Origin of the sequence: Nocardia sp. NPDC050378, from assembly GCF_040655675.1 — a bacterium.
GTDB classification, from domain to species: Bacteria; Actinomycetota; Actinomycetes; order Mycobacteriales; family Mycobacteriaceae; genus Nocardia; species Nocardia coubleae.
In genome coordinates, this window is record NZ_JBFAKI010000010.1 from 192,477 (window position 1) to 211,278 (window position 18,802).

At 64.0% G+C, this 18,802-nt stretch carries 12 protein-coding genes; 7 read left to right on the forward strand and 5 right to left on the reverse strand.

Features of this window, described 5'->3' with window-relative positions; all coding sequences use genetic code 11:
- Positions 1 to 108: 108 nt before the first annotated feature.
- The 4 genes from AB0I35_RS22365 to AB0I35_RS22380 are packed head-to-tail and all read left to right on the forward strand — an operon-like array spanning position 109 to position 4,734.
- Entirely contained in the window at positions 109 to 885 is a 777-nt protein-coding gene (locus AB0I35_RS22365) for a hypothetical protein (RefSeq protein ID WP_357398086.1), read from the forward strand.
- Positions 882 to 1,967, forward strand: coding sequence for a hypothetical protein (locus AB0I35_RS22370; protein WP_357398087.1), 1,086 nt, complete (start codon positions 882 to 884; stop codon positions 1,965 to 1,967). The genes AB0I35_RS22365 and AB0I35_RS22370 overlap by 4 nt, the downstream gene beginning before the upstream one ends.
- Entirely contained in the window at positions 1,964 to 3,427 is a 1,464-nt protein-coding gene (locus AB0I35_RS22375) for a hypothetical protein (RefSeq protein WP_357398089.1), read from the forward strand. The genes AB0I35_RS22370 and AB0I35_RS22375 overlap by 4 nt, the downstream gene beginning before the upstream one ends.
- Complete coding sequence (locus AB0I35_RS22380) at positions 3,427 to 4,734, forward strand: AAA domain-containing protein (protein ID WP_357398090.1); 1,308 nt, start codon at positions 3,427 to 3,429, stop codon at positions 4,732 to 4,734. Before AB0I35_RS22375 ends, AB0I35_RS22380 begins: the two co-directional genes overlap by 1 nt.
- A 136-nt stretch (positions 4,735 to 4,870) precedes the next feature.
- Here AB0I35_RS22380 and AB0I35_RS22385 read toward each other — a convergent pair whose 3' ends face one another.
- From AB0I35_RS22385 to AB0I35_RS22395, 3 genes are all read right to left on the reverse strand, one after another.
- Entirely contained in the window at positions 4,871 to 5,560 is a 690-nt protein-coding gene (locus AB0I35_RS22385; protein ID WP_357398091.1) for a Fic family protein, read from the reverse strand.
- An 83-nt stretch (positions 5,561 to 5,643) separates the two neighbouring features.
- Complete coding sequence (locus tag AB0I35_RS22390) at positions 5,644 to 5,736, reverse strand: hypothetical protein (protein WP_357398092.1); 93 nt, start codon at positions 5,734 to 5,736, stop codon at positions 5,644 to 5,646.
- Complete coding sequence (locus tag AB0I35_RS22395; protein ID WP_357398093.1) at positions 5,733 to 5,873, reverse strand: Fic/DOC family N-terminal domain-containing protein; 141 nt, start codon at positions 5,871 to 5,873, stop codon at positions 5,733 to 5,735. The genes AB0I35_RS22390 and AB0I35_RS22395 overlap by 4 nt, the downstream gene beginning before the upstream one ends.
- Positions 5,874 to 6,301: 428 nt before the next feature.
- On the opposite strand from AB0I35_RS22395, the gene AB0I35_RS22400 reads away from it, so the two are divergent.
- Positions 6,302 to 9,793, forward strand: coding sequence for an SNF2-related protein (locus AB0I35_RS22400; protein ID WP_357398094.1), 3,492 nt, complete (start codon positions 6,302 to 6,304; stop codon positions 9,791 to 9,793).
- Positions 9,790 to 12,972 carry a hypothetical protein gene (locus AB0I35_RS22405; protein WP_357398095.1) on the forward strand — a complete coding sequence of 1,061 codons (3,183 nt, stop codon included), beginning with the start codon at positions 9,790 to 9,792 and terminating at the stop codon, positions 12,970 to 12,972. Before AB0I35_RS22400 ends, AB0I35_RS22405 begins: the two co-directional genes overlap by 4 nt.
- 20 nt (positions 12,973 to 12,992) lie before the next feature.
- On the opposite strand, the gene AB0I35_RS22410 is transcribed toward AB0I35_RS22405, so the two are convergent.
- On the reverse strand, positions 12,993 to 15,602 hold the full coding sequence (locus AB0I35_RS22410; protein WP_357398096.1) for an ATP-dependent RecD-like DNA helicase: 2,610 nt from the start codon (positions 15,600 to 15,602) through the stop codon (positions 12,993 to 12,995).
- Between the two features lie 1,166 nt (positions 15,603 to 16,768).
- Positions 16,769 to 18,190: a serine/threonine-protein kinase gene (locus AB0I35_RS22415; protein WP_357398097.1), complete on the reverse strand. Its 1,422-nt coding sequence runs from the start codon at positions 18,188 to 18,190 to the stop codon at positions 16,769 to 16,771.
- 208 nt (positions 18,191 to 18,398) lie between these two features.
- Here AB0I35_RS22415 and AB0I35_RS22420 point away from each other — a divergent pair, with 208 nt between their 5' ends.
- Positions 18,399 to 18,770, forward strand: a complete 372-nt coding sequence (locus AB0I35_RS22420; RefSeq protein ID WP_357398098.1) for a DUF732 domain-containing protein — start codon at positions 18,399 to 18,401, stop codon at positions 18,768 to 18,770.
- The last annotated feature ends 32 nt before the right edge of the window (positions 18,771 to 18,802 follow it).

Sequence of the window (18,802 nt, forward strand, 5' to 3'; positions counted from 1 at the left end):
CCTGCCGAGCGAGCTGAATTGCCCACCCGATAGCCAGGCCGCAGGACTCGATCATCAATTACTGGAAAATACTGGACATCACTGGAAGTTCCACTTACCCTCGGCCCCATGTCAGAAGCTGCGGAGCTGCTGGAAGCCCGCATCAACGAACTGCGCGCGGCCGTCAGGCGCGCTGTCTCCGCCGGCGACCGCCTCGCTGCCCGCCAGTTGCGCAATGAGCTGCGTGCGGTCGAAACCGAGTGGGACGAAGCAGTTCTCGGTACCGGAGAAACACCTGCCCCGGATCCGAATGTTCCGGTGCGGGAGCATGTTCACCGCGCACTCACCCTGCTCGGCGCACCGTCGGCACCGAAATTGGTAATGCAGGTCCACACCGCGTTCTTCTCCGGCGATCTGGCCCCCGCAAGGCTGACGAGCTTGCGCCGCGACGAGGAACGTTCCTTCCGCGCCGCACCTTTCGCGCGCCCGTACTACATCTGCGCAGCACTCACCACCGACCTCCTCGCTCCCGCCCGCGGACTCCTCGCCCTGAGCAGCTGGGCACTCCCCCAACGCATGATCGGACCCCTCAGCCCCCGGGTGAACCTGCTGACGTCGGCGATCCGACTAGCCGACCACGTCAGAGGCCAGCCGGACATTTCACCGGACGGCATCCGCTTGATGTGGCGCCTGGCGAACTCCATCCCGGGCGTAACAGGCACCCCCGATTCCATCGATGCCGAGGACGTGAAGAGCGCCGCACAGCGCGAGCTCGCGGTCCATGAAGAAGACGACGCGTTCCAGCGGCACCAGGCCGCGACCAGGGCGGCACAGCAGCTCGATCAGCCCGCCCAACTGTTCGGCACCCGGCTGAGCCTGGCCGCCTCACGAAAAGAGATGGGATGAAAGAACTTTCGGCCCGCCTGCAGGAGCTGCGCGGTGGTGCCCCGTCGATCCGTCACAATGCCCGCACCATCGCCGCGCTCACGGCGAACCCCGGTTGCGCCCGTCGCGCACTGCTCGACGCCGCCGCCGTCGACAAGGCTGTTGTCGCCCGGGAACTCGGTCATCCGCCGCAGTACGGCCAGTCGTCGTTCGCCATCACGCGCGGCAATGCCTTCGAATCGATGGTCAAGGCGAACGGTTGCGCCGACCTGCTCGCCCTCCTGCGCGACGTCCTCGACCTGACCATCCCCGAAGTGGCCTATCACAACCTCGAGGCGGTCGCCGAGAACGCCGGAAACGCGGTGCGCTACCAGCGAACCCGCCAACTGCTCGGGCAGGCGCTCGACACCGGTGAAGGCACCCTGTTCGACCATCCGATGCTGCGCCTGGACATCGCCGGCGCACTCGCCTACCTCGAACCGGACCTGGTCGCCCTCCAGATCGAGGGCAAGTTCCACATCGTCGAGATCAAGTCGTTCCCCATGATCGACGGTCAAGCCGACCCCGCCCAGGTCGCGGCCGCGGCCCGCCAGTCCGCGGTCTACGTGATCGCATTGCGGCGTCTGCTCGAGGAATTGGGCGCCGACCCCGAAAAACTCGTGTCGCACAACGCGATCCTGGTCTGCACCAAGGACTTCTCGAACCGACCCACCGCGACGTTCGTCGATCTGCGCAATCAGATCGCCGTGGTCTCACGCCAGTTGTCCCGCCTGACCTCGATCGAGTCGCTGATCGAATTGGTCCCGCCCGGAGCGACTTTCGAGCCCGGCCCGCAGCTGGACGAGGTGATCTCCGCGCTCCCGGCTCGCTTCGCCCCCGAGTGCATTTCGACGTGCGAACTCGGCTTCGTCTGCCGCTCCGAAGCCCGTGCGTGCGGCTCGGTCGACGCCCTCGGCCGCGGCGTCCGCGACGAGCTCGGCGGGCTGCACAACATCGACGACGTCCTCGCCCTCGCCCGTGGTTCGCGCCCGCCGACCGAGGACCAGGCCGACATCGCCGACCTGCTCCGCACCGCCCACCGCCTGCGTCAGGAGATCGCGTGAGCGTGCTGTCGGCCCTCGCCAAGGTGGAGGCGGTCGACGCGGGCCGCGCTGTCCGAACCGCGACCGTCCGGCATTGTCACCTCGCCGAACAGCCCCTTGTTCTCATCCCGCTGCATCTGGCGGGCGAAGCGGCGGCACCGCTGGCAGTGCTCGTCGGCACCGACCCCGACAATCCGCGGCTCCTCGTGGTCCCGCAGCCACGCGACCGCGTCCTGCGCCTGCGATTCGCCGAGGAACTGGCGGAAATCCTGCTGCCCCACATCGGCCGATATGCCGACGACACCGAACCCGTGGTGATCGACAAGAAGACCAACGAGACCATCGACCGCTGCGTCGACGCCCCGCAGATCTGGGTCCCCAACCAGGCCGCCGTCACCTTCTTGAAGCTCCTCGGGCGGTCCCTGCGTTTCCGCCGCACCGAGAGCGAAGGCGCTGTCTCCCCGGCCATCCCGCTCGTCGGCCGGTGGCTCACCTGGTATTGCGACCGCGCCGAACATCCCGGTTCCACCGCGCTGGCACCCCTCACCGCACACCTGACCACGCACTGGACCACCGGCCAATCCGCCCTGGAAGACGCCAACCTCACCGCCCTCCTCGGCTGGATCGCACCGCCCGACAACCTGACCGGCCCCCAAGCCGCGGCCCGCGCCGAAGACCCGACCATCTGTCCCCCGGCCGGTCCCGCCACCGACCCCGGCTTCGACAACGTCGTCCTCGCCCCGCTCATCAACGCCTACGACACAGCTGCCGACGACATCGCCCGCACCCGTGCCGTCCAGCGACTCGAACAGGCGCTGCGAACCCAGCTGGAGCCGACGTGGGAGCTGATGTGGCAGGGCATTTCGCTCCTGCGCGCCCTCCCCGAGGGTTCGAGCGTGGCCACCCGCTGGGCCGAGGACGTGCGTTCCTTCTCCTACTACGCCGAAATCGCCGAAACCCAAGCCCAGTCACGCCGCGATTCCCCCACCTCAGCGGTCCGCCGCTTACTCGCCCGTGAACAGGCACTCGAACGCCTCACCGCCGCAATGGCTTACGACGACCCCTATGTCATGCTCGAACGCCGACTGGGCGGCGAGGCGTGCCTGGCCACCGTCATAGACTCCGAACCCACCCGGACCACGGTGAGCGACAAGGGCAAAAGCGTCCTGCGCCCCTTGCTCCGCGTGACAACGACAGACCCATTCACTCCTATCCCCGGCGAATCTCTGCACAACGCTGCGGTCAAGAACCAGCAAGGCAAGGTTCTCGAGGTCGACGACGACGTCATCGTGCTCGAACTCAGCGGCGGAATGGGCCGCAGCACAAAGGTTCCCCCCGAAGGCACGGTAAACGTCGACGGCGACCGCATCGTCCTGGCCCGGTTCGGCCCGAACGGCAATTTCCGCGCAGCCACCCTCCCGCCCCCGGAGGAAACTCCCTGGACCCACGGCGGCCCACCGGAAACCGATGAGGAGAACTGATGTCCGCCGCCCACGCCGCTGATACCACCGTCACCAACATCCTCACCGACTTGGCCGACACCTCCCACAAGGCGATCGTCGTCGACTCACCACCCGGCGCAGGCAAGTCAACCCTCGTCGTCAAAGCCGCAGGTCAGCTCGCCCAAGACGGCACCCAACGCATGATCGTCGCCCAAACCAACGAACAGGTCGACGACCTCATCGCCCGCCTGGCCGCCGCCCACCCCGACCTCCCCATCGGCCGCCTCTCCGCCCAGGACTACCGCCCCAGCGACCGCATCGACCTCCCGAACGTCCGCGCCGCCGCCAAAGTCGACGACCTCGCCGACCGCACCATCCTCATCGGCACCGCCGCCAAATGGGCCACCCTCACCGAGGGCACCTGGGAACACGCCATCGTCGACGAGGCCTACCAAATGCGCTCCGAAATGCTCCTACGAATCGCAGGCCGCTTCGACCGCGGCCTCTTCGTCGGCGACCCCGGCCAACTAGACCCCTTCGCCACCGTCGAATCCGACCGCTGGGCAGGCCTGGACTGGGACCCCACCCGCAGCGCCGTCCCCGTCATGCTCGCCAACAACCGAGACCGCCACATCCCCATCCACCGCCTCCCCGTCTCCTGGCGCCTCCCCACCACCGCCGCCCCCGTAATTTCCGCCGCCTTCTACCCCTTCACCCCCTTCACCGCAGGCACCACCCCCGGCACCCGCCAACTCTCCTACGTCACCCACGGCCTGCGCACTCCCCTGGACCGCTGCCTGGACGAAGCCGCCGACCACGGCTGGGCCCTCTACGAACTCCCCGCCCGCAACACCCTCCGCACCGACCGAGAAGCCGTCTCCGCCATCGCCTCCCTCGCCGTCCGCATCCTCGAACGCGGCGCCACCGCCACCTCCGAACAAGGCACCCACCCCGTCACAGCCGCCCGCCTAGCCATCGGCACCGCCCACCGAGACCAAGCCGAAGCCATCCGCCTGGCCCTGCGCGGCACCCTCGCCGAACCGGTCACAGTCGACACCGCCAACCGCCTCCAGGGCCGCGAATACGACATCACCATCGTCCTCCACCCCCTCTCCGGCCGCCGCGACGCCAGCTCCTTCCACCTCGAAGCCGGCCGGTTGTGCGTGTTGACATCGCGCCACCGTCATGCCTGCATCGTCGTCGCCCGAGCGGGGATTGCCGAGCTGCTCGATGCATATCCGTCCACGGAACCGGTCCACTTAGGCGTTCCGGTCAAGTTCCCCGATGGCTGGGAAGCCAACCAATCAATCCTCAGCCATCTCGCGTCCCATCGCATCGGTGCGTGAGTCTTGGGCAGGGTGATGCTCTACGGCCTGATCGATTCGCAATACGGCTGCCTGCCTAACCATCAACGCCCGGCCTCGCACCACAACAGTTCAGGGCCAGAGAATTCGCCTGGATCTTGTGAATGACCAAATGAACTCACGGTGCCGTCAGTAGCTGCAGAAATTCCCAGTTGATGAAGACCCGGTCGCGGCCGATCTTCATGTCGTGAAGCATTCCTGCCGCCGCGAGCCCGCTCAGCCAGCTGGTTGTCGTCGGTCGCGATACGTCACAGCGTTCCATCACCGTCGCGATCCGGCAGTACGGCTGCTCGAACAACACGGCCTGGAACTCGGAGTGTGATCCTCCCTTACACACGGCGCGGGCCCGTTGCGCGAAATCCTCTTGAAGCGACCGAATGTTGTTGATCTTGGTGACGGTGGCTTCCGAGGTCTGCGTAACACCGGCCAGCACGTACAGCAACCACGATTCCCACGCCGACTCGGCGGTCACCGCACGCAAGTGATGGTAGTACCGATGCTTGGTGTCAATGATGTAGCGAGACAGGTACAGCACCGGCAGGCGAAGCAGACCTGCCTCGACCAGCATCAGCACGTTGAGGATGCGACCAGTTCGCCCATTGCCGTCGGCAAACGGATGGATCGCCTCGAACTGATAGTGCGTGGCAGCCATCACAATGAGCGGATCGACACCGTTCTCCGCATGAATGAACCGCTCCCACTCGGTGAGCTTGTCCGCGATGACATCCGCGCCCTCCGGCGGGCTGTAGACGACCTCACTGGTCGTAGGGTTGCCGATCCGGGTCCCGGGGAGGTCCCGCAAACGCATCTGACGCCCCTTGATCGTGCTGCAGACCTCGATCGGGGTCGACGTGGTCAGCCCTCGTTCGAGGGTGTGCTTGTATCCGATCCTCAGCGCATGTCGATACGCAGCGTTTCTCGCGTCGCCGCATCCGCATGCGCATCGTCGTCGACGTGACGGAACAAGGCGTCGGTTGTCGTCACGATGTTCTCGATCGCCGAGCTGGCCTCGGCTTCGAGCAGCGGATCGTATTGATCAGCACGGTCGGGTTCGGCATGGCCAAGGCGGCCTGGTCCAGCTGCGCCAGTGCTCTGTTTGCCGAGATCGCAGCCTTGAGCACTTTACGGGTCTCGAGCTCCTCGCCTGGGAACCCGAGCCACCCCAGCCCGAGCCCACACAATGGTCACCACCGAATAGCCCGTCGGCACGTCCGGGAGAGAAAGTCGTCGGCCCAACGGACTGGTCAGATGATTTCGACGATTTCCCGGCACAGAAGTCATGGCTGGTCTGACCCGTCCCCGCGCGTGAACCGCCTGAGTTCAGCTGTCCTGAGCTCGAGCAACACGCCTCGATCCTGCCCGCAGGCGGTTGCCACATCGAAGCCCACGCCCGCCCAGCACTCGGCGGGCGAGGCATGTGCGCGAACCCGGCTGGGAATCAACCGGTTCGGAGTCGGACGGTCGGCTTCGTTCTGTAATGCTGACGCCGCGAAAAGCGATCGGTTTCGCGAATGGCTTTGGCGTGACGGTACGGGAAGTGGGAGTGAGTATGAGCGAGCCCTTGGCGGCACTCGGTGTCGTCCTGCGGAAGGTCTTGGAGCGAGAACTCCCGTCCGCCGGCCCCCGATGGTGGGACCAGTGCGTCCTGTCCGAGCTCTCCTACCAGCAACGAGCAACAGCCGAGGACAACGGCTGGTCGCACCTGGGCGACTTGGATGTTGCAGCGCTCCTCCGGGTCACCGACTCCAACTGGGAGCTGCTCAGGCGACGAAATATCGTCAAGTGGGAGGCACGCAACTGGCTCAAGGAAGCGTTCAGCGTCCGAAACAGGTTGGCCCATGCAGTACCTGGTCGCGCGCCGAGCCCCGAACGCGCCTACCGAGACCTCGACACTCTCGCTCTCCTTGCCGAGGCGCTGCTGCCCGACAGCGCCGAGACCGCGTGGCTCGTCAGCGCTCGCGCCGAGGCACGAGCTCTGCTCGCTCCCGCGCTGCCGACGACCGTCGCGGCGCCGCCACCACCCACGCCCGCAACCGAATTCAATTCCGGTGTCATGGTTCGAGTCAAGGCCCGACCCGAATTCACCGGTGTCGTCATGCAGGTCGTCAAATCGGGCGAGCGCGCGCGAGTGACAGTGTTCCACGGTCACCTGACGCAGACGTATTACGCGTCGCAGCTCGAGGTCGTCCAGGTCGAGAACGGCGAACACCTGAGCGCCGAGGACCTCAAGACACGACTGTCGGCCGCTCATGTCCTGCATCCGTCTGTCAGTCGACTGTATTCGCTCAACAGCGGGCGGATCGACTACGAGCCGTACCAGTACCGGCCTGTCATGAAACTCATCAATGCCGACCGCCCCCGCATACTCATCGCCGATGACGTCGGAGTCGGCAAGACGATCGAAGCCGGGCTGATCATCAAAGAACTCGAGGCGCGCCAGCGGCTCGAGTCCGTCTTGGTGATCTGCCCCAAACCACTTGTTGTCGAGAGCAAGTGGCGCACAGAGCTCAAGCGTTTCGATGAGGACTTCGCCCACCTCGACAGTGCGACGCTTCGCCACTGTGTCGATGAGTCACGGGCTGAAGGCAGGTGGCCTGCACGCTATCGGAAGGCGATTCTGCCCTACTCACTCCTCGATGAGAAACTGCTGTTGGGCGAGGCGTCCGGGCGCCGATCACGGGCAGGATTGATCTCGCTGATGCCGCCGATCAAATTCGATCTGGTGATCGTCGATGAGGCGCATCACGTCCGCAACAGCAACACGTGGAGCCATCGGGTGGTGAAGCACTTTCTCGACTCCGCCGAGGCCGCCATTCTGATCTCCGCGACGCCGATTCAGACCGGCAGCGAAGATCTTCAGACGCTGCTGCGGTTGCTCCGTCCCGATATCTTCGCCGACAATCAGGCATTCGACCTCATGCGAGAGCCGAACGGACATTTGGCCGATGTCGAGAGCACCATACGGATCGCCGCCAACGGGTGGCAGGCCGCAGCACTCGATTCCTTGACTGCCGCGCTGAACACCCCGTTCGGCAGTCGGGTCCTACGCGCTGACCCACGGACGCAGCAGGTGCGCGATATCCTCCACGAGGATGCTGTCACCGACCGAGATCGAGTCAAGGTCCTCAGACTCGCACAGTCGCTCAACACGTTCTCCAGCCTGATCAACCGCACTCGGCGCCGAGACATCGGTGAGTTCACGACTCGCAAGCCGGAGACGTTTCAGGTCGACTTCACTTCCGAGCAGGCCGCAGTTCACGACGACCTGCTGGATCTCGCCGGGCGGATCTCGACCAGCAAAGGGCACGGCCAGGCGCTCGACTTCGTGCTCTCAACGCTGCAACGCCAAGCCGCGAGTTGCCTGAATGGTCTGGCACCCTTCGTCGAAGATCTCCTGCGACACAAGCTCACACCTGAGGAACTGAGTGAAGCAGATATCCAAGTCGACGCGCTGGAGACCACTGCTCTGGAGACTTTCGCCGACGAGATCCAGGAGATCGCTGTTCGCGCGGGCAATCTGCGGGAAGACCCCAAGCTGGATCGCTTGCTCAGCTACGTCGAGGAAAAGCAACAACTGCCCAACAACAAGCTTCTGTTGTTCAGTACCTTTCGCCACACGCTCGGCTACGTTCTCGAACATCTGGAAGCGGCGGGTGTCCGCGTCGGTCTGGTACACGGAGGTATACCGGACGACCAGCGCCGTGACCTGCGGGCACGGTTCGCCAAGGACAAAAACGCGACCGATGCCATCGATGTCTTCCTGTCCTCGGAAGTCGGCACCGAGGGCCTCGACTATCAATTCTGTGATGCCCTGGTGAATTACGACCTGCCGTGGAACCCGATGCGCATCGAGCAGCGCATCGGTCGCATTGATCGGCGCGGGCAGAAGAGCGAATCGATCGCGATCAAGAATCTGGTTGTCAGCGGAACCGTCGACGCCGTCATCTTCGAGCGTTGTCTGTCGCGCATCGGTGTCTTCCGTCGTGCGCTCGGCGGTAGCGAAGCGATCCTCGGTGAGCTCACCCGGGATATCCGCAAGATCGGTGAGGACCTCACGCTCAGCGAGACTGAGCGCGAGCAGCGTTTGCAGAAACTCGCCGACAACAAGATCGGGCGCATTCAGGAGCAGGAGGAACTCGAGGAACGAGAAGCCGCACTCTTCGGCTTGCCGCTGATGAAGCTCGACGAAGAGGGTGTCGAACAGGTCGCCAGCCAGTGGCTTGCCCCGGGACAGCTGGCCCGCCTCGTGAAGCGCTACCTCGCCGACACCGGCCACGAACGTGACGCGCTGTTCGACCGTCCTGTGTCGGTGCTGCGGCCGAGCAAGGAGGTCCGCGCGACGCTTGCCGAGGACAACCGTGCGGTAGCACCAGGCAGTGTTTCGGCGTGGAGCCGGTGGTTGAGCGACGGCGTTGAGCCTTCCCGTCGGCTCACTTTCGATCCTGCTGAGGCTGTAGAGGGTGACATCGAGCTGTTGTCCCCAGTCCACGAGCTGGTTCGTGCGGCAGCTGCGCGCCAAGAAGGCTTCGCCGCCGAATCCACCGTGGCACTGCGGGTCGAGTCCAGTGCGGTACCGCCGGGCCGGTACCCGTTCGCTGTCCATGCCTGGACGTATTTGGGCGCCAACGATGACTTCGAAATTGTCGTCACCTCCGGCGACGAACTGCTCAGCAGCGAGATCGCCGCGATGCTCGTGGATACGAGCGACTCGACGGAATCGCCGGAAGACCTTGGCGAAGATCTGGACGAGCGCCACTTCGCCGCCTGGGCCGACGCTCGGGCAGCGCACATCGAGCGGGCTCGTGCCCAGGTGCAGAGCCAGTTGGCCTCACTCAACACCACCCATCAGGCAAGGGTTGAACTCCTCAGAGACCAGATAGCCGAGGCATCGCACGAGAATATCCGCCGAATGCGTGAGTCCGAGCTTCGCTCGGTCGAGGACGACTTCGCGACTCGGAGCCGAAACCTCGCATCCACCATCGAGCGCAGCGACGTCACGACGACGCTGCTGTGCTCGGGCGTTATCGAGGTCGTCCGATGACAAATTCCCAAGACTTCGAACAACTTCGACGCAAGCGCCTTCGCTATATCGAATCCGCTCGGGAGAACGGCTTCGAAGAGGGCTTGCGCTCGCTGCTCGCCGAGCTCTATCCCGACAACGCCCACTTCATCTACGAACTCCTGCAGAACGCCGAAGATGCCCGCGCCACGGTGGTCGAGTTCGTACTTGCCGAGGACGGACTGACGGTCAACCACAACGGTGTTCGAGCGTTCTCACTGGCCGACATCGAGTCGATCACCGGCATCGGCAAGTCGACCAAGAAGGACGACGAGACGCAGATCGGTAAGTTCGGAGTCGGTTTCAAAGCGGTCTTCGCCTACACCACCCGCCCGGCGATCCGCTCCGGCGAGTTCTCCTTCGAAATCGCCGATCTCTTCGTCCCGGAGCTGATCGGTGGCACGGCTGCGCCCGGCCATACCACGTTCACGTTTCCGTTCAACCGTCCGGAGAAGCCGGCCGATGTCGCCCGCGGCGAAGTGGAACGGGGGCTGCGCGCACTCGACGAGAAGACACTGCTTTTCCTCAACAGCATCCAGGAGATCACCTACGCGCTGCCCGACGGCGATATCGGGTTCGTGAAACGCACCGATGTGGACGAGATCACGATCCAGGTGGAGGCCTCGCGAGACGAAGGCTTCGTGGAATCGACTTGGCTCCGGTTGGTCGGCCCCGCCAGCACCGCTCATCACGGGCCGAAACCGTTGACCGTCGCGGCCGCGTTCAAGGTGGAACCGAAGGAGGTCGGCAAGAGCCCGTCCCCCGGGCACCCGGGTCTCCCCGCGCAGGCGCCGTATCGCATTGTGCCGCTCTCGTCCGGCGATGTATCGATCTACTTCCCCGCGGTGAAGGAGAGCTCGCAACTCCGATTCCACATTCATGCCCCGTTCGCATCGACGGTCGCCCGGGACTCCGTCCGAGACACCGAGGAGAACGCCCAGCTGGTCGCTGATATCGGCGACCTCATCGTCCGAAACCTCGAGGGTTTCCGGGACCGCGGGCTCATCGACGACGGTTTCCTGGCTGCGCTGCCGAACACCGAAGACAACTTGCCGCCGATCTACGGGCAGATACGCAGCGCGGTGGTCGAGGCTTTCAACAGCGAGGCCGTGACGCCGGTACGGCGGGGTGGCTATGGCGCCGCACGTTCTCTGGTTTCCAGTCCCAGTGAGTTCCGTAGCGGGCTCGATCAGGCCGACCTCGGTTATCTGATGAAACTCGCGGGGATCGACTGCGGTGATCAGCCGCAATGGATCATGGATCGTGACGGACGCACGGGGCGATTCCTGAGAGATCTCGACAGCATTCCCTTCGGTTGGGAAGAACTCGACAAAGCCTTCGGGGTTATCGCGCCTCGATGGGCCTGGCCTAAACCGGCAGTAGCGACGGTCTCGACCTGGCACCGGTGGCTGCAAGACAAAAACGACGACAGCCTGCTCAACCTCTACGATCTCCTCGGCCATCGCATCAGCAGCCGGCAGAGCCCGCGTGATCTCAGCAGCGTTCATCACGGGTGTGCCTTGAAACACCTTCCGATCGTCCGGCTCCGAGAGCCCGCACCTGGTGTGCACGTCAAGGGCACCACGACCCACCTCCCTTCGGACCGGCGCGATCGCGATAAGTCGCGTGTGCCGGTCGAACTCGCCTACTTCGACGACGACCTGGATGCGAAGCGGTCGAAAAGCCTGCAATCCTTCTATCAAGCCGCTGGGGTCAAACGCTGGGACGAGCGAACCAAGATCGACAGCCAGCTCGCGCCATACCGCGCCCATCGGTTTCCCGCTGACGATGCCGAACATCTCGAGACTATGAAGGACTTCGTGCGGTTCGGCCTGTCGAACCAGAGTTCAGCCCGCTCGATGTTCGACGGTGTTCCTTTCATTCTGGTAGCAGACGAGGGCGGCCGCCGTAAGTGGGCTCAGCCGAGCGCTGTCTTCATCGACGAGCCCTTCCGCGCCACAGGCTTGAACCTCATCTATGCCGATGAAGATGACAAGTACCCACTGCCGGGGTTCTATCTAGAAATCGACGGACTTGCCGAATTTCTGGCCACTGTCGGCGCTGCCGATAAGGTTCAGATCGTCGGCAGCGAGGTATCTCTAAACCCGAAGTACGATCACGCGTGGGCAGCCGGAAAAAACGAGAATTTCAACACCATCAAGCAGGACTACGACATCATCGATTTCGATGCTGTCGTAGCAGCCGGTGACGACACACTCCTACGTTCGCTGTGGGACGCAGTCTCAGCCGCACCCAAGGAGTGGTCGACCGCGAAATATCGACCCAACGCGAGCTATACCGCACACGAGTTCGCCTCGCGCGCGGTCCAGCGCCTCACCTCCACCGCCTGGATCCCCAGTAATAGCGGGCAACTGAGACACCCGCAGAACATCACGCTGGACCACCTCCCGTCCGGTTGGCCGAAACCGACAAGTGGATCACTGGCCGCGACACTGCCTTTCGGTACCGATGCGGCGCGACACGCGGAACAGGCGGCCGACAAGCCGACTTACGCCTCGAAGCTCGGGATCGACCTCGAGGACGTCGAACTGCTCCGTGAAGCCCGTGCGGCGGGGATCGGCAGCGCGGAACTCCAAGGCGAGGTCCGCGAGCTCATAGCTCGAAAGAATCAATCGAAGGACTTTCCCGCCGCGGCATCCGAGAACCCGGATCGACGTGCAGCTGTCGCGGCATCGGACGCGCGCACGGCGACCAGCCACCAAACCAGCCTCCGGTCTCGCAGCGTGGTCACCGGCCATGCTCAATTCTCGGAGGAGTCCAAATCCTATCTGCGGGAGCAGTACACGAATTCCGGCGGCGACATGTACTGCCAAGCGTGCCACGAAATATTGCCCTTCAAGGTGAAGGACCAGTGGTACTTCGAGACGATCAGATTCATACGCGATAGACAGCAAGTCCACCGCCAGAATGCGCTGGCCCTCTGCCCATTATGCGCCGCCCTGTACCAGTACGTTCGCGAGACTACCGATGACGCACTACTGGACGCGCTGTCGAAACTCGACATCGCGCCGGGCTTGGGGACGATTGATCTACCGGTACGCGTCCACGGACGCATACGCCGCCTCCGGTTCACGGGCAAGCACGCACTCGACCTTCGAGCCGCCATGGCGGTGGCGGGCGAACAGCGCATAGCGGACTGAGACGCCGTAGCGCGCAGGCACTAGCTGCGCCCCTTATCGACTCGCCGCGGAGGAGCTTTTTTCACGGGCCGCTTCACCGGCGCGGCCTGACCGGCGAACACTTGCTGGGCAAGCGCCCGCCACTGCGGCACATCGACCCCGCCCCGGTCGTCGGTCCACACGAGCGAGCCATTCGGCCCACCGCCGGCGCTCCACGGCAGGATGCCGTTGCGCGCATACCACTCGCGCTTGGCTTCCCACTTCGCCGCATAGCTCGGTTGGTCGAGCATACCGAGATGTTCCCAGTACACGGTATGCCCAAGCATCGTCTGAATAGTGAAATCCGGGGAACGCACCGATCCGTCGGCACCCACCAGCTGTTGTTCGTATTTCCATTGACCTGGAACGACGGTATTCAGGATGTCTGCGAGAATCACCTCGTTCTTGCTGCGCACGAGCACTCCGGTCCCGGTGACATGCACCAGGTTCGCGTCGACGCGATGAGCCTGCCCGGCGATGGTCACTTCCTCGGGCATCGGTGCGCGGAACAGATCGGTGAGTCGAGCAGCGGTCTCGGAGGCGGATGGCCGTGCCAGCTCCCGCAGTTCGGCCAGCGACCCGTCGTGCAGAATGACGACACGGTCGGTGTGCCGGGTCAACGCGGTATAGAGCAGCTCTCGTGAGACGCCCGCACGCGAAGGCAGCACGACGAACGTGGTGGCGAACTCCGACCCCTGTGACTTGTGCACGGTGACGGCCCAAGCGAGTTCGAGAGCCGGGTCGTCCGCCGACGAGGGCCAGTAGCTGTAGGTGAAGCCGCGTTGCGAGGAAAACTCCACGCGCACATACTTTTCCTTGAACGGCTTGAGACGACCGATGACTACACCGATCTCGCCGTTCGCGACATAATCGATGCCACCGTTCTTCGGCCATCCCGACATCTTGGCGTTGCGCGTGTTCATCACTTTGTCGCCGCGGACGATCATCTCGGGCCCGACCGGATACGGGATGTTGGACCGGTTTGTCCTCCCGGCGAATTTCGTATCCGAAGCGCGGAATGCCCGTTTGATGTGCCGATTGAGCTCCACACTGCCGAACTGGCGCGACCTGGTAGGAGTCAGGATCTGCCAGTTTTCTGCAGCCACGCCGGCGCCGAGCTCCCAGTTCAGATACGGATCATTCCACGATCCCCCATAAGTCAGCGCGAAGGCCTTCTCCAGGTCAGGGTTCGCGGTGAGGTCGAGTTCCTCGTGAAGCACGTCCGTGAGCACCTCTGCCGGACTTCTCTTGTTCCACTGCACATATCGGACTCGTTCCAGGTTCGGATCCGTGGCGAGTTGCTGCCAGATCATGTCGTCGTCGGGCCCCAGCTCGCCACCGCCGAACCATTTCGCCAGGGTTAGGTCCGCGCCGTTCTGGTCCTGTTGCCTGCGGGTCACCTGAAGTTCCACGTAACCACGATGTACTCGCACCGACGATTCGAATACATCGGGCCGCAACCGCTCCACCAGGTCGACGAACGGGCGCCCAGCGCCGATCGGCGGGAGCTGTCGCGGGTCACCGACCAGTACGAGCCGTTTGATGCCGGCGAACGAATCCAGCGTCGCAGCGAGCATCTCCTCGGTCAACATCGATGCCTCGTCGATCACCACAAGGTCGGCCTGTTGCCGTTCCGCCGACTCGTCGGTTCGGTACTGTCCGGTCGTGCCGTCGAATCGTCCACTGCGACTGAGATAACTGGCCAAGGTATGGGCGGCGAACCCGACCTTCTGCTGCAACTGCACGCGCGCCTTGCCGGTCGGTGCCAGGAGAACAGGAGCGATACCTGCCACGTCGGGCAGCGCGACGAGGGCACGCAGCAGCGTCGTCTTTCCGGTCCCCGCCGGGCCGATCAACACAGACAGCGGTGCGGCATACAGTTCGGCCAAACCCGCGGCCTTCTCTGTTCGGGCGGCTTCCTCATCGAGATCTCCGGGCGAGAGAGGCTGCTCGATCGCCGCGTCTATCGCTTCCCGCGCTGTCGACAGCGCCCCGAAACGTGGTGCCGCGCAGCGTAGGTCGACTTGATGGCGAATCACTCCCGCAACGAGAAACATACGCCGTAACTTGTACGCCGACGTGTCTCCGCCGACCGTCGTCCCGACCAGCGCCGTCCAGTATTCCTCCGGATCGGGCAGACTCTCCGGGTCCAGCTCCAGCCCGACCAGGATCTGTTCGTTCAGCGGGCACGGCGCCGCCACCGGAATTCGCTCGACTCCCGCGAGTACCTCCGACAGCGGAAGTACCGTATTGCCCTGCGCGGCAGCGTGTTCGAGGCTGTCGACCAGCAAGGCCTCGACTCTGCGCGCGTCATGGGCGTCCACCATGTGCGCAGACTCCGGCATCGGCGAATCCCATGTCACGTGGGCTGGTGGGAAGCATGCTCTATCGATGGTGGTGACCGGAATGTGACGCGGGTCGGTATAGCTACAGATCGCCGCGTAGTACGGGTTCTCCAGAAATTCCGCCAATGGCAAGGGCTCGACCGTGTCGCCGTCCATGATCATCGCGACCTGGTCCGTGGTGATGTCGAGTGCCGACAACGTCTTCAGTGCGTCACGGAATTCGTCGGTCTGACGCTGCCAGATCCGCGCGGTGGAGCGGCCGAGCACCTGTCGCAGTTCGGGAGTGAACCGGGACGAGTCGGCGAAACCGTCTTCGAGATAGTCCCACGGATTCTCGGCGTCTTCCACCGTCGCCGAGATCATCCGCGCTACCCCGAATGCCCCCTGAACTCCGAGGTGGGCCAGGACCGCACCCAAGCCGGGGGTCGGGCCTCGTTGCTGCCACAGGAGCCCGACCTGCCGATCCACCCACTCGATCGCTTGGGCAGGTACCTCAACTCCGAGCGATCCAGCACCGCGGGCCGCCGCTGCCAAGGCGAGCAGCGCCTCGATCGCCGCGTCGTCGGAGACATGTTCGGTGACATAAGAGAACTCGAGTGCACGACCTTCCGGCTCCCACGCGAGCGCGTCGTCGACGTCTATCCCATTCTCCAAGAGAGGAATCAGCTGTTGGTACGGCAACAGAATCCCGTCGCGCATATCGGGACGCAAACTGTGCGATACCGCGGTCTCCCACATCGACGACTCGAACGGGGGCGTGCCCTGCATATTCCACATACCGGGCAATCGCACATCGGTCACCCTCGCCGCTCCCACCAAGAGCTTGCGCGATGTGCCTTCTTGGAAGGGTGAGTGCTTGAGGTAGGCGAACACCAGCGAGTTGTGCGGCACCACCGGTTCGAAGAACGCGCGGATCACCGCCTGCTGATTCGCACCGTCCATGATCCATTTCGGATCGAACGTCAGCGTCTCGACAGCCTGAACCTCCGCTTCACCTTCGTAGTCGCTCGACCAGTCGGGTGCGATATCCGACTCGAACGGCTCCCTGCTCATCCACCGAAAGGGCACTGCTTCGAAGGCGTACCCAGGGATCGAAACCGCTGTCGGCGACAACGTCCCCTTCAGCACCTTGTTCTTCGCGTAGGGATGGTTCTTCACCACCGTGTACCCCTGCGCCGACATGAACGTTGCCCGCTCGTTGAGGCACGGCAGCTGCTCCGGCACCAGACTCATGACCGGCAGGCCCGCATTGTCGCGTTCGTACTCGTCGTCACGCTTCTCCCCGATGCCCTTGAGCAGGACACACGACGAGTTGTCCAGCGGGCGATCACAAACCCGACCATCCCACGGCCGATCCCGCCACGGAACACGCATCGACAGGTGCTGGGTTCGCGTCATGCGGAAATCTTGGCACGCACGTGTGACACGTACAGTCAATTGATCTCGATAGCTCTGATCTCCGCCGCCAGTTCGATGACGCGCCGATCTTGCTCGCCGTATCGAATCGCCATCTGCGTGTGGAGTTTTCGCAGACGACCGAGGGCACCGCTGGTATCGCCGATACGCACGTCGCAGGCTGCCAGTCGCCGTTGACAATTCAACACCGCATCGTCGTAGGGGCCTCGTTCTGCGGTCAACTCGGTGACCAGCGTGCGATACAGCTCGGCGGCACCGAGGTCGTCGCCGGCGGCAGCCCGGAGCTCCGCGAGCCTGGTCCGCGCCTCCACCACTTCCGGATCCTCCGCACCGAGCACAGACGAGGCTGCCTCGACCACCGTGTTCAGTTGAGTCACGGCATCTACCGCTGGCAGCACGTGAGTGCGATCCATCGCCTTGCGCAGGCTGTCTCGATCTTCGACCACGACGGTCACCGCGAGGTCTTCGGCGGTGACCAGCCGCGATTCAACCGCCACCTGCGCCTGGCCGTCGGCGCTGACTGCCGAGGCGTACATCCGTGCCGGCCCGTAAAGTCCGTTCACCTGCGGCAATGCATCCAAGCCCGCCGCATGCGGAAGGAGAACACCGTGTACCTCCGAGGCATCCCTCGGACGTCGGCTCGGCGACTTGGCCAACATGCTCATCAGCAGTGCGGCCATGTCGGCCGGCACGTCCGCGCACAGCGTCTCGATATCCGGTGCGGGACGGTGGATCTGGTTCTGCCACACGACGAAGGGCGTACCACCGGTCATGACACGCGTTCCGGTGAGCAGTTCGTGCAGTACCAGCCCGAGTGAGTACAGGTCTGTTTGCGCCACAACGGGTTTGCCTTCGACCTGCTCGGGCGCCATGAACGCGGGTGTGCCCAGCGTCGCTCCGGTCGAGGTGTAGCGCGTCAGCTCACCGTCTAGAACGACAGCGAGCCCGAAATCCAGAACTTTGACAGTCCCGTCGGAGCAGAGCATGAGATTCGACGGCTTCAGGTCGCGGTGGTAGATGTGATGCCCGTGCGTCGCGGCCAATACCGCGGCCGTTTGCGCCCCGAGCGAGGCCACGACGCCGACGGGTAGCGATCCGTGGTCGGCGAGTAGGTCCTCGAAGGTGACGCCTTCGACGAATTCCATGACCAGATAGGGCCGTTCGGGTTTGCCGGCGATGACACCCGCATCGTGGATGGCGGGTAGTCCGGGATGGCTCAGCCGCGCCATCACCTCCGCTTCCCTGAAGAAGCGCTTGGTCCACCCAGGATCGCTGTGCAAGCTCGGCTGCGTGAACTTCACGGCGATCCGACGTTTCAGGTGGCGATCGAAACCCGCGTAGACCAAGCCCATCCCGCCTGAGCCGACCTGTTCGAGGAGTTCGTAACGATCCCCGACAACCTGGGGTTGCACGGCAACTACCTCCGTCAGTTCGACCACGATGCCGCGCTGGCAGCCTGCGCAACGGCTTCATCTTCCCATCTCGGGTGGCGCATCGTCCGGCGGCACGATAAAACCGATAAGGCACATAAGCATCGCGTTCTATCGATTGACAATGCTTTCATTCGCTGTCATGGTTGACATCAACACACCGGATTGCCAGCCCTCCTGGCCATTCATTTCACCTAGCACCAACCAAGGAACACGTATGCGCACTCTCCGGCCCCTGTCGACCCTGCTCGTCGTCGGCTCTGCCGCTCTCACGCTGACCGCCTTCGCTCCCACGGCGGTCGCAGCACCCGACACCGGGTCATCCAGTGGTTCCTCGAGCAGCGGCTGCGGTCCCCGCAGCGACGCGGATCTCCTGTTCCTGCGTGAGTCCTACTTCGACGACGAGGAATGCGACGTTCAGGACGCCGGCATCCGCTTGGCGCAGTCGGAATGCCGATGGCTCGACGCTCACGGAAACTCGGCCGCGAACCGGATCGAGCTTGCCGAGAGCACGAGTGACACCCTGGAGTATCCGTACATTTTCCTGCACGCCGCGATCGAGGCCTACTGCCCGCAATACAAGGACTGACGGTCGCTCACAGCGTTGCCTCGCGCTGTCAT